General features: G+C 62.3%; 12 protein-coding genes. 2 read left to right on the forward strand and 10 right to left on the reverse strand.

Annotated features, from left to right (window positions below):
- Window positions 1-45 precede the first annotated feature (45 nt).
- Window positions 46-2,370, reverse strand: coding sequence for an ATP-dependent Clp protease ATP-binding subunit ClpA (gene clpA, locus FHS89_RS00995; RefSeq protein WP_184007568.1), 2,325 nt, complete (start codon window positions 2,368-2,370; stop codon window positions 46-48).
- Window positions 2,371-2,605: 235 nt separating this feature from the next.
- Here clpA and FHS89_RS01000 point away from each other — a divergent pair, with 235 nt between their 5' ends.
- Window positions 2,606-3,382, forward strand: a complete 777-nt coding sequence (locus FHS89_RS01000; RefSeq protein WP_184007570.1) for an FkbM family methyltransferase — start codon at window positions 2,606-2,608, stop codon at window positions 3,380-3,382.
- 33 nt (window positions 3,383-3,415) lie between these two features.
- Here the strand turns inward: FHS89_RS01000 and FHS89_RS01005 are convergent, their stop codons facing one another.
- The 7 genes from FHS89_RS01005 to FHS89_RS01035 form a co-directional block, all read right to left on the reverse strand.
- A complete protein-coding gene (locus tag FHS89_RS01005; protein ID WP_184007572.1) occupies window positions 3,416-6,862 on the reverse strand; it encodes a pyruvate carboxylase in 3,447 nt (1,148 codons plus the stop codon).
- Between the two features lie 141 nt (window positions 6,863-7,003).
- A complete protein-coding gene (locus FHS89_RS01010; RefSeq protein WP_184007574.1) occupies window positions 7,004-7,657 on the reverse strand; it encodes an MIP/aquaporin family protein in 654 nt (217 codons plus the stop codon).
- Complete coding sequence (locus FHS89_RS01015) at window positions 7,654-8,133, reverse strand: arsenate reductase ArsC (RefSeq protein ID WP_184007576.1); 480 nt, start codon at window positions 8,131-8,133, stop codon at window positions 7,654-7,656. The genes FHS89_RS01010 and FHS89_RS01015 overlap by 4 nt, the downstream gene beginning before the upstream one ends.
- Window positions 8,134-8,179: 46 nt before the next feature.
- Complete coding sequence (locus tag FHS89_RS01020) at window positions 8,180-8,611, reverse strand: GNAT family N-acetyltransferase (protein ID WP_184007579.1); 432 nt, start codon at window positions 8,609-8,611, stop codon at window positions 8,180-8,182.
- A 3-nt stretch (window positions 8,612-8,614) separates the two neighbouring features.
- Entirely contained in the window at window positions 8,615-9,232 is a 618-nt protein-coding gene (tsaB, locus tag FHS89_RS01025; protein WP_184007581.1) for a tRNA (adenosine(37)-N6)-threonylcarbamoyltransferase complex dimerization subunit type 1 TsaB, read from the reverse strand.
- Window positions 9,229-9,657: a GFA family protein gene (locus tag FHS89_RS01030; protein ID WP_246413499.1), complete on the reverse strand. Its 429-nt coding sequence runs from the start codon at window positions 9,655-9,657 to the stop codon at window positions 9,229-9,231. The genes tsaB and FHS89_RS01030 overlap by 4 nt, the downstream gene beginning before the upstream one ends.
- Window positions 9,647-10,207, reverse strand: a complete 561-nt coding sequence (locus tag FHS89_RS01035; protein ID WP_184007583.1) for a NifU family protein — start codon at window positions 10,205-10,207, stop codon at window positions 9,647-9,649. The genes FHS89_RS01030 and FHS89_RS01035 overlap by 11 nt, the downstream gene beginning before the upstream one ends.
- A 137-nt stretch (window positions 10,208-10,344) precedes the next feature.
- Between FHS89_RS01035 and FHS89_RS01040 the strand changes: the two genes are divergently transcribed.
- On the forward strand, window positions 10,345-11,250 hold the full coding sequence (locus FHS89_RS01040; protein WP_184007585.1) for a cation diffusion facilitator family transporter: 906 nt from the start codon (window positions 10,345-10,347) through the stop codon (window positions 11,248-11,250).
- Between the two features lie 5 nt (window positions 11,251-11,255).
- Here the strand turns inward: FHS89_RS01040 and FHS89_RS01045 are convergent, their stop codons facing one another.
- Window positions 11,256-11,663, reverse strand: coding sequence for a hypothetical protein (locus tag FHS89_RS01045; RefSeq protein ID WP_184007587.1), 408 nt, complete (start codon window positions 11,661-11,663; stop codon window positions 11,256-11,258).
- A gap of 86 nt (window positions 11,664-11,749) precedes the next feature.
- On the reverse strand, window positions 11,750-12,121 hold the full coding sequence (locus FHS89_RS01050) for a hypothetical protein (RefSeq protein ID WP_184007589.1): 372 nt from the start codon (window positions 12,119-12,121) through the stop codon (window positions 11,750-11,752).
- Window positions 12,122-12,279 lie beyond the last annotated feature (158 nt).

The following is a 12,279-nucleotide window of genomic DNA, read 5'->3' on the forward strand; positions in this document are numbered from 1 at the left end:
CCCCCAAAACTGAAAAGGCCGGGCGATGTGCCCGGCCTGATCCGATCAATCCGCCGGCAAAAGCGGTGGTTTGCTGCCGGAGATGCGTTTCTTTTCTTCTTCGGTGATTTCCAGATGGATTTCGCCATCCTTCACCATCACCCGAACAAGCCCACCCTTCGACAGACGACCAAAGAGCAACTCCTCCGCCAGCGGCTTTTTGATGTGCTCTTGGATCACGCGGGCCAAGGGGCGCGCGCCCATCTTGTCATCATAACCCTTATCGGCGAGCCATTCGGCGGCAGGCCGGGTCAGTTCGATGGACACGTTCCGGTCCATCAACTGTGCTTCAAGCTGCACCACGAATTTCTCGACCACGCTGAGGATCACCTCTTTCGGCAGGGCGGAGAAGCTGATCACGGCATCCAGACGGTTGCGGAATTCCGGCGTGAAGGTCCGCTCAATCGCGGCGGTGTCCTCACCCTCGCGACGGTCGCGGCCAAAGCCGATCGCCTCTTTCGACTGTTCAGCGGCCCCGGCGTTGGAGGTCATGATCAGCACGACATTGCGGAAATCGACCTGACGGCCATTATGATCCGTCAGCTTGCCGTGATCCATCACCTGCAACAGGATGTTGAACACATCCGGGTGCGCCTTTTCGATCTCATCAAGCAACAGCACGCAATGCGGGTGCTGATCCACGCCATCTGTCAGCAGACCACCCTGATCGAACCCGACATAGCCCGGAGGCGCGCCGATCAGGCGGCTGACCGCGTGCTTTTCCATGTATTCGGACATGTCAAAGCGCAGCAATTCAACGCCCAGAGTATCGGCAAGCTGTTTTGCCACCTCGGTCTTACCCACACCGGTTGGCCCGGCGAACAGGTAGTTGCCGATGGGCTTTTCCGGCTCCCGCAGGCCCGCGCGGCTGAGCTTGATCGCGGAGGACAGGGCGATGATCGCGCTGTCCTGCCCGAACACGACCCGCTTGAGGCTCGCCTCAAGATCCTTGAGCACTTCGGCATCGGATTTGGACACGTTTTTCGGCGGGATGCGCGCGATTTTGGCAACCACGGCCTCGATCTCTTTCGCGGTGATCGTCTTGCGCCGCTTGCTGTCCGCGACCAGCGCCTGCGCGGCCCCGGCCTCATCAATCACGTCGATGGCCTTATCGGGCAGCTTGCGGTCATGGATATAGCGGGCGGACATTTCGACCGCCGTTTTGATCGCGTCATTCGTGTAGCGGATGTCGTGATGCTTCTCAAAGATCGCCTTGAGACCCTTGAGGATTTTCACCGCGTCATCGACCGTCGGCTCTTTCACGTCGATTTTCTGGAATCGGCGGGACAGGGCGCGGTCCTTCTCGAAATGCTGACGGTATTCCTTATAGGTGGTCGATCCCATACAGCGCAGGCCGCCGTTTTGCAGCGCGGGCTTCAGGAGGTTGGACGCATCCATCGCCCCGCCTGAGGTCGCCCCGGCACCGATCACCGTGTGAATTTCGTCGATGAACAGCACCGCGTCGGGGTGATCCTCAAGCTCTTTCATCACGGCCTTGAGCCGCTCCTCGAAATCGCCGCGATAGCGGGTGCCTGCAAGAAGCGCGCCCATATCAAGCGAATAGATCGTCGCGTTCTCAAGCACTTTTGGCGTTTCACCATCGACGATTTTCCGCGCGAGCCCTTCGGCAATCGCGGTTTTCCCGACGCCCGGATCGCCAACGAGAAGCGGGTTGTTCTTGCGCCGCCGGCACAGCACCTGCACCGCGCGCTCAACCTCCTCTTCCCGCCCGATGAGCGGGTCCACGTCGCCCTTGCGCGCCTTGGCGTTCAGATCGACGCAATATTTGGCGAGCGCGGTTTCGTCTTTTGACGGCGCTTCGGCATCCTGCGTGGTGTTGTCATTGAGGTCGTCCGCCCCGGTCACGGGCCGTGGCTCCGAATGCGCGGGATCTTTCGCCACCCCATGAGAGATGTAATTCACCGCATCATAGCGGGTCATGTCCTGCTCTTGCAGGAAGTAGGCGGCATGGCTTTCCCGCTCGGCAAAGATCGCGACCAGCACATTCGCGCCGGTCACTTCGGTGCGGCCAGAGGATTGCACATGGATCGCCGCGCGCTGGATCACCCGCTGGAACCCGGTGGTCGGGGCGGCCTCGGACCCTTCAATGTCAGAGACCAGCGCCTCCAGTTCCTCATCGAGGAATTTCGTCACCGTGGTGCGCAACTGGTCAAGGTCCACACGGCAGGCTTTCATCACCCGCGCTGCGTCCTGTTCATCAATCAACGCGAGAAGCAGATGCTCCAGCGTGGCGAGTTCGTGGCGGCGCGCATTCGCAAGGCTCAATGCGTTGTGAATGGCGGCCTCTAACGTGGGCGAAAACGATGGCATGACGCAATCATCCTTTCATATTCCGGGAGGCATATCCCGGCGCGCAAATCGCGCTTCCTTACTTATATCATTTCGGCTTGTGCGGGTCGGGATCAAGGGCAATTCCCGAAATTTCCGCAAAACGTGAGGGTATCTGCTCCGGTTGGAAGGATTTGCGCAGACCCAGCATCGCATGATGAGTATAAATGGGGCATTAACGGCGTGGTTCAACCACCCCCGAGCAGTCAGGAAATCCATGCCCGAGACCGAAAGCGAATATCTGACCCAATTGCGCACCAAACTCGCGCATCTGGAACAGCGCGTGGCCAAGGTCACGCGCCAGATCATGATTCAGGAGCATGAGGAAAACGGGTTTATCACCTCATTCGACTATGACGGGACGCCGGTTCAGTTCTATCTGCCATTGGGGATGAGCGACATCATCCAGCAAATCATCCTGTCCCAGCAGACATTCTACGAATCCACCGTTCTGTCCCAGATCAAGGATCGGTTCAGCGGCATTCGCTCCGTCGTCGATGTCGGGTCCAATATCGGCAATCACGCGGTGTTTTTCGGGGCCGTGATGGGGGTCGAGAAACTCGTTTGTTTCGAGCCGCAGGACAGCGTGCGCGCGACATTGGAGCGGAACCTCCACCTCAATGGTCTCAGCAAGGCCAAGGTCAAGCCAACCCTGCTGGGTGCGGAACGCAGCCACGCCCGGATGATCCGTCATCAAAAGCGCAATCAGGGGGCGACCGCCTTCACCCCCGATCCAGAGGGCGATTTTGAGGTCAGCACATTGGATCATGAAATCCGTGGCAAAGTGGACCTGATCAAGATTGACGTTGAAGGGATGGAGGAGCAGGTGCTCGCCGGGGCGCAAAAGCTGATCGCCCGTGAACGTCCCGCCGTGGTGATGGAGATTTGGCGCAACAAAAAGGCGCGGTATGATCGGATCAGCCGCAGCTTTGCGCAATTGGGGTATGAACAGGTCTTTCTCTCGGAATTCGACGTGTTGTTCACCCCGGTCTAATTCCCCCGGCTGTGGCCGGGGGAGGGTGTCGGATCAGGCTTCGAGTTCGATGAGGAGGTCTTTGGCGTCGACTTGGCTTCCTGCGGGGGCGTGGACGGTTTTGATTGTGCCGTCGCGGTCGGCGTGGATTGCGGTTTCCATTTTCATCGCCTCGATGGTCAAGAGCATGTCGCCCGCTTTCACCTTTTGCCCGGGCGTGACCGCGACCGACGCGATGACGCCCGGCATCGGGGCGGCGATATGGGCGTCATTCGTCGGGTCAGCCTTCGGGGTGCGCGCCGCCGTGGCCGCCGCCTTGCGGTTCGGGACGCGGATGTTGCGCGGCTGGCCGTTCAGCTCGAAGAACACCTTGACCTCACCCTCTTCATTCGTCTCCCCGATGGCGGAGAGGCGGATGTTGAGGGTCTTGCCCGGAGCAAGGCTCACTTCGATCTCGTCGCCATGCTCCATGCCGTAAAAATACACATGGGTCGGCAGGATGCGCACCGGGCCATATTCCAGATGCCGCGTCATGTAATCGGTGAACACTTTGGGATACATCAGATAGCCGCACAGATCCTCGTCATCGATCTCCATGCCATCAAGCTTGGCCGACACTTCGGCGCGCACGGCTTCCAGATCGACCGGGGGCAGGCTCGCGCCGGGGCGTTCGGTGTTGGGCTTGTCGCCCTTGAGCACCTTTTTGACCAGCGCCTTGGGAAAGCCGCCCGGCGGCTGGCCAAGATTGCCGCGCATCATGTCGATGACCGAGTCGGGGAAGGACACGTCGGTCTTTGGATCTTCAACCTCGGCGCGGGTCAGCCCTTGGGTCACCATCATCAGCGCCATGTCGCCCACGACCTTGGAGCTGGGCGTGACCTTCACGATATCGCCGAACATCTGGTTCACCTCGGCATAGGATTTCGCGACCTCGTGCCAGCGCTCCTCCAGCCCCAGGGACCGGGCCTGGGCCTTGAGATTGGTGAACTGCCCGCCCGGCATCTCGTGAAGATACACCTCCGATGCCGGCGCCTTGAGTGAGGATTCAAACGCGGCATATTGCTCGCGCACCCCTTCCCAATAGTTGGAGATCGCGCGGATCGCCTCGATATCGAGCCCGGTCGCGCGGTCGGTATTCTCCAGCGCCTCAACGATGGAGCCGAGCGTGGGCTGCGATGTGCCGCCAGAGAACGCGTCCATCGCCGCATCCGCCGCATCCACGCCCGCCTCTGCCGCCGCCAGCACGGTCGCGGCAGAGATGCCGCTCGTGTCATGGGTGTGGAAATGGATCGGCAGGCCGACCTCTTCCTTCAGCGCCTTGATCAGCACCCGGGCGGAGGCGGGTTTCAACAGGCCCGCCATGTCCTTGAGACCCAGCACATGCGCGCCCGCGGCCTTCAGATCCTTGCCCATATCGACATAGTATTTCAGGTCGTATTTCGCGCGATCCGCGTCCAGAATGTCGCCGGTGTAGCAGATCGTGCCTTCGCAGACCTTGTTCGCCTCGATCACCGCGTCCATCGCGACGCGCATATTCTCCACCCAGTTGAGGCTGTCGAACACGCGGAACACATCAACACCGCTTTCCGCGGCCTGCGCCACGAATTTCTCAACCACATTGTCAGGATAGTTGGTGTAGCCGACCCCGTTTGAGGCGCGCAGCAGCATCTGCGTCATCACATTGGGCATCCGCTCACGCAGATCGACAAGCCGCTTCCACGGGCATTCCTGCAAGAAACGATAGGCCACATCAAACGTCGCCCCGCCCCAGCATTCAACGCTGAACAGTTGCGGCAGGTTATGGGCATAGGCATCCGCGACATTGAGCATATCAATCGTGCGCATCCGCGTGGCCAATAGCGACTGGTGCCCGTCCCGCATCGTGGTGTCGGTCAGCAAAAGCTGCTTTTGCGCCAGCATCCAGTCCGCGACGGCCTGCGGGCCTTCACGGTCCAGCAATTGCTTGGTGCCATCGGCGGGCGCTGCGGCGCGCAGATCGGGGGATTTGGGCAGTTTCGCGCCCTCCGCCGGGCGCGGACGACCGGCCACATCCGGGTGCCCGTTGACGGAGATATCCGCGATATAGCGCAGGATTTTCGTCGCCCGATCCTTGCGCCGTTTGAAGTCGAACAGCTCCGGCGTGGTGTCGATGAACTGGGTGGAATAGGTGTTATCAAGGAAACTGGGATGCTTCAGCAGGTTCTCCACGAAAGCGATATTGGTGGCCACGCCCCGGATGCGGAATTCGCGCAGCGCCCGGTCCATCCGTGCAATCGCGGCCTCTGGCGTGGGCGCCCATGCCGTCACCTTCTCCAGAAGGCTGTCATAGAAGCGGGTGATCACCGCCCCGGAATAGGCCGTGCCCCCGTCCAGACGGATGCCCATGCCAGTCGCCCCGCGATAGGCGGTGATCCGGCCATAATCGGGGATAAAGTTGTTGAGCGGATCCTCGGTCGTCACCCGGCATTGCAGCGCGTGGCCCGACAGTTCCACATCATATTGCGATGCGGTGCCCGTCGCCTCGACCAGCGGTTTGCCTTCCGCGATCAGGATCTGCGCGCGCACGATGTCGATGCCGGTGACTTCTTCGGTCACGGTATGCTCGACCTGCACGCGAGGGTTCACTTCGATGAAGTAGAAATCCCCCGTTTCCATATCCATCAGAAACTCGATCGTGCCCGCGCATTCATAGCCCACATGCTCCGCGATCTTCTTGCCCAGATTGCAGATGCGTTCGCGCTGTGCCGGCGAAAGGTAGGGCGCAGGCGCGCGCTCCACGACCTTCTGGTTGCGCCGCTGGACCGAGCAGTCCCGCTCATAAAGGTGGTAGATATTGCCCTGCTTGTCGCCCAGGATCTGCACTTCCACATGGCGCGCGCGGGTGACCATCTTCTCCAGATAGCCCTCGCCATTGCCGAACGCGGCCTCGGCCTCCCGCCGGCCTTCAAGCACCTTGTCGCGCAACTCATCCTTGGAATGGATCGGGCGCATCCCGCGCCCGCCGCCGCCCCAGGACGCCTTGAGCATCAGGGGATAGCCGATCTCATCGGCCATCCGCGCCACTTCGTCCATATCATCGCCCAAAACCTCGGTGGCCGGGACCACGGGCACGCCTGCCTCGATCGCCACGCGGCGCGCCGACGCCTTGTCGCCCAACTGGCGCATCGTCTCCGCTTTCGGCCCGATAAAGGTGATGCCCGCCTCGGTGCACGCATCCACGAAATCCGGGTTCTCCGACAACAGGCCATAGCCCGGATGGATCGCATCCGCGCCAGACATCTTGGCAACCCGAATGATCTCCTCAATGCTCAGATAGGCCTGCACGGGGCCAAGCCCCTCCCCGATCTTGTAGGCCTCATCCGCCTTGAACCGGTGCAGCCCCAGCTTGTCCTCCTCCGCATAAACCGCAACGGTCCGTTTCCCAAGCTCGTTCGCCGCCCGCATCACACGGATCGCAATCTCGCCCCGGTTCGCTATTAGGATCTTCTGGAAGTCTGCCATGGCAAAACCCTTTCCATGGGGTGGAAGTCACGCGAGTCGTACCCCACGGCTATGCTGCACTGCAAGACGGGTTATTGGGTATGTGACAGTTTGATTTCACAGCCGGGCTGCATTGCGCCGAATTTGGAAAGGCCACGGGGCCTAGCGGGGCTGTTTATCCGCAAACAACCAGCGGCAAAACAGGGCCGCGATTATCGCTGCCACGCATTGCATCACCACAAACATCGGCACGTCCAGGGGACGAATGCCGGAAAACGTATCCGTGAATCCGCGCGCAATCGCCACCGCCGGATTGGCAAAGGAGGTGGACGCGGTGAACCAGTAGGCCGCCGTGATATAAAGGCCGACCAGCCACGGCACCGCAGCAGGGGCCGACCGCAACCCGCCGAAAATCACGAAGACAAGGCCAAAGGTCGCCACCAGCTCTGCCCACCATTGGCTGAGACCCGTGCGCATCGTGGTGGAGGCCGCGAAGGGTGCGAGGTCGAACATCAGATGCGCCACGATGGTGCCCGCGATGCCGCCCGCGACCTGTGCCGCGATATATTTGACCGCCAGCCCGCCCGCGATCTGCCCGCGCACCAGAAACGCCAAGGTCACCGCCGGATTGAAATGCGCCCCCGACAGGGGCCCCAGCACGGTGATCAGGACCACGAGGATCGCACCCGTGGGCAGCGTGTTGCCCAAGAGGGCAAGGGCCGTGTCATCGGTCAACCGCTCCGCCATGATGCCGGAGCCGACCACCGTGGCGACCAGCAGCAGGGTGCCCAGCGCCTCTGCCACCAATTCTCTCATGCGAATTCCGCCGCGATCCGTTTCAGGGTGGGGGCGAGCGTGGCGGCAGTGGGTTTGGCCGCGATCAACGCGTCGATCCGTGCAGCGAGCGCCTGATGCGTGCTGGCATAGGCTGCGCGCTGCACATCGCGCTGCCCGGTCACGGCAGCAGGATCGGGCAGGCCCCAATGGGCGGTGGACGGATTGCCAAGCCAAAGCGGGCATGCCTCGCCCGCGGCATTGTCACAGACGGTGATGATCCCATCCATCCGCACGGCGTCGGGGCCGCTGAATTCATCCCAGCTTTTTGAGCGATAGCCTGTCGCGGGGTATCCCTGCGCCTTGATCACCTCCAGCGCGAAGGGTTGCACGGCCCCGGTCGGCATACTGCCCGCCGAATAGCCGCGAAACGCCGCCCCGCCGCGCCCGTTCAGCGTGGCTTCGGCAAGAATTGAGCGCGCGGAGTTGCCCGTGCACAGGAAAAGGATACGCAACATAAGAGGCCTTCAATTCGCTATCGCAGCCGGATAGCGCGGGCATATGTCAGTTCCGTGACAGTTCCGCGTCGGTCAGCGATTTCGCCATCACGACCGCATCATCCTGCGCGCCACCCTGCCCCCGGTAATAGCCACGCCGCGCGCCCACAGGCGCATATCCATGGGAAAGGTAGAGCGCTTGTGCGGGCGCATTCCGCGCCGCGACCTCAAGGAACACGCGCGTCGCCCCCGCCTCCTGTGCCGCCAACTCGAACCGCGTCAAAAGCCGTGCGCCCCGCCCCGCGCGGCGCGCCTCGGGGGCGACGGCGATGGTCAGCAGTTCCGCCTCATCCATCACCACCCGGCCAAGGGCAAATCCCTGCGCCTCCTCAATCAGGATCGCGCCGGGGCTGGCGGCCACATCGGCAAGCTCTGTCGCCGACCATGGGCGCGGCATGTCGGTGAAGGATTGCGCGTGGATCGCTGCCAGATGCTCCATCGGTCAGTCGAGCATCCGGGGCGGGGCCTCACTCGGCAGCGCGGCGTCAGCGGGGCGGATATAGAGCGGGGCGGGGCGCGGGATGGGCGCGCCGTCGGCAATCCGCGTCGCGGCGATCCGGGCAAACACATCCGTCGGGGCGATGGTGACGCGCGGGCCATCGGGGGCCGCGAAGCCCAACACGGTGACGCCGGGACTTAGATCAAGGCTGTCCTGATCGGTCAATTCGGGCGCGGCCACGGCGACTCCATCCCGGAACCCTTGCGCATAGATCGCGCCGCGCCGCGCGTCGAGGGTCACAAGCACCTCCCCCGGCACGTTATGGGCCAGCGCCTCCAGCATACTCACGCCCGCGACCGGAACGCCCAGCGCCATCCCCAGCCCGCGCGCCGCTGCGACGGAGATGCGAATGCCCGTGAAATTCCCCGGTCCGGTACAGACAGCGAGTGCTGTCAGATCGGAATACGCGACCCCGCCTGCCGCCAGTACCTCGTCGAGCATGGGCAACAGATGCTCTGCCTGCCCGCGCGCCATGTCGTCATGGCGATGGGCGCGCACCTCATCCCCCGCGAGGAGTGCCGCCGCGCAATAGGGGCCGGATGTATCAAAGGCGAGGATCATGAGTGCAGCACCTCCCGCGCACTGCCCATCACGCGCGGCAGATCATCCGCGATATGCAACCACGGCAGCGCGCTGTCGGCATGGCAATGGACCGTGGGCGCAAGACTGCCCGCCGCGTCCAGCACACCGAGGGGGACATAGATTTGATCAGGCAAATAGCTGAACCATGAGGCAAGGGCTGACCCGCAGCGCCCGCAATGCCAGCGCTCCACATCGTCAGACATCTTGAGATGGGTCGCCGCATCCAGATACGTCACATCCGCTGCCGCGAAAGCAGCAAAGGCGGCCACCGGTGCCCCGGTCAGCCGCCTGCAATCGGTGCAATGGCAATAGGCAGCCGTTTGCGGAGCCGCGTCGATCTCAAACCCGATCGCCCCGCAATAACAACGCCCTGTCAGTGGCCCGGTGTGCGGCTTAGACGCCAACCGGGCGGACTTCGGTCACTTCCGGGATGTAATGGCGGAGCAGGTTCTCGATCCCCATCTTGAGCGTCATCGTAGAGGACGGGCACCCCGCGCAAGCGCCTTGCATGTGCAGATAGACAACGCCGCGATCAAACCCGTGGAAGGTGATGTCGCCACCATCCTGCGCCACGGCGGGGCGCACGCGGGTGTCGAGCAGGGTCTTGATCTGCCCCACGATCTCTCCATCCGGGCCATCATGCTCGGCATGGCCAACGGCGCCTGCATCGCCTTCGATGATCGGTGCGCCGGACTGGTAATGCTCCATGATCGCGGCAAGGATCGCGGGCTTGATATGCGCCCAATCGACCGCGTCGGTTTTGGTGACGGTCACGAAATCGGGGCCAAAGAACACACCAGAGACGCCCTCCACCCCAAAGATACGACCCGCAAGCGGGGAGGCCGCAGCCGCCTCAATGCTCGGGAAATCTGCCGAGCCGCTCTCCATCACCGTTTGACCGGGGAGGAATTTCAGCGTCGCGGGGTTCGGAGTGGCTTCGGTTTGAATAAACATCTGGCAGACCTCTATCTAAGTTGTCCCATATTTGGCCCTGCTGCGCGCCGGAATCAAGCACCCTCTTTAGAATTGTTCTAAAAGTGATCGGTGCTGCGTGATTGCAGCCCTCCGCCTGCCGCTTTACGACTAGGGCCATGCAACACCGCAGTCAAAAGATCACGCGCACGGCTCAGATCAGCATCCTGATCGGGGTCGCTGTTCTGTGCATCAAGCTGTCGGCCTATGTCGCGACCGGCAGTGTCGCGGTGCTGTCGGATGCGCTGGAGAGTGTGGTCAACGTGCTTGCCGCACTCTTGGCGCTGTTTGCGGTACGCGTCGCACAGCGCCCGGCGGACGCCAACCATCCCCATGGGCATGAGAAGGCCGAATACCTCGCCGCGATTGTCGAGGGGGCGCTGGTGTTGGCCGCGGCCATTCTGATTCTGCGTGAGGCGATTGTCGCCCTGCTCAATCCCGCGCCAGTGAGCCTGCCGCCCATCGGCATGGCGGCCCTTGTGCTGGCCACGATCCTCAACCTTGTCTGGGCGCGGGTGCTGATCCGGCGCGGCACCACGCTCCGCTCCCCCGCGCTGAAAGCCGATGGTCACCACCTCAACACCGACGTGATCACGACAATCGGCGTGGTGGCGGGGCTTGGGCTTGCCATTGCGACAGGCTGGTATTGGATTGATCCGGTGCTGGCGATCGCGGTCAGCATTCATGTGCTGGCATCGGGCTACCGGATGGTGCGCAGCTCCCTCGCCGGGTTGATGGATGAAACGGTGGATGCGGGCTCTCTGGAGGAGATCGAGCAGGTGGTGGCACAGCACCTTGGCCCCGCGCTGGAGGCACATGACCTCAAGGTCCGCCCCCTTGGCCGGGGCCTTGCCGTTGAGATGCACCTCGTGGTGCCGGGCCGGATGAGCGTGCAGGACGCGCATGTGATCTGCGACCGGATCGAGGACGCGCTGGCCCCGCTCGTCCATGGCGGGGATGTGCTGATCCATATTGAGCCAGCACCCCACGCGAAGGGCGCGGATACGATGCTGTTTCAGGGATAGGCCGGTCAGCCGTTCGGACAGGTCGCCTCAAAAAAACACTGCCCCTGCCGGGTCATCACGCCCGTGACCGAAGTTCCGTCCCGGCATTGGCGCACGCATGTGCCGTCATCAAAATTGCCATCGCCCCCGGTGCCGGAGGAACGGTTCTGCTGGCGTTGCAACTCGATCATCGTTGGGGCAAGCACGTTTAACCCGCGTAATTCCCCTTCAGCCGCCTGCGCGTCATTCGCAGCCGCCAGACTGCGATTGGTAAAAACACGCAGCGCGGGTTTCAGGCTCTCCGCCCGCTCACGGTAGCTCGCGGCGAGCGTATCGCACCCATCGCGCCGCAACTGAAAATAGGCTGCCATGTCGCTGATAATCTGCGCGCGTAAGCCAAGCCGATCACCAGACAGGCTGGACACCGCGTTCATATTCGCAGGAGGCGCATCCGACGTGCAGGCCATCGATGCCCCCGAACTGGCCAATACCACAACACATGCCAAAAGGAGACATCGCATCAGCACCTCGCAAAGATCGGAGCATTGAAATTGCGCAGGGCCGACTCTGCGAGCGGCAGTCCGATCCCATCGGTGGTGTGGTTGGAGCCATAGACGACCGCGCTCACCTCCCCATCGGTAAAGACAAGCTCCGTTACCCCGATATAGTCCTTGTCGTAATACCCCCGCTCAAATGCGCGGTATTCATAGACCCATATTTCGTCCGCGCCTAAGGCACGCGTTGCCCGTGGCGCGCCAGCGCAGGCGGATATCTGATTTGGGGAAAACCCGAGAAGCAGCGCCTCAAAATCGCCAGCCGCATCCGCACGATCAAAGTCGCCGCTGCATCCGGCAACAATCAGGGAACTGGCAAGGAGAAGTACTGTCCTCATAGCTGAACTCACGACGTGTGCGAGGCATGAGACGAAATCTTGGCCCGATTTAATTTTCAGATCAAGTCCTGCGCCGCTTGACTTTGAAGCCCTCGAAGCCGATATGCGGGTCATCGTATCCCGGCCGCCGCGTGAGCGGCCTGCGCCCTTGGCCCCGC

Origin of the sequence: Rubricella aquisinus, from assembly GCF_014199445.1 — a bacterium.
Classification (GTDB): domain Bacteria; phylum Pseudomonadota; class Alphaproteobacteria; order Rhodobacterales; family Rhodobacteraceae; genus Rubricella; species Rubricella aquisinus.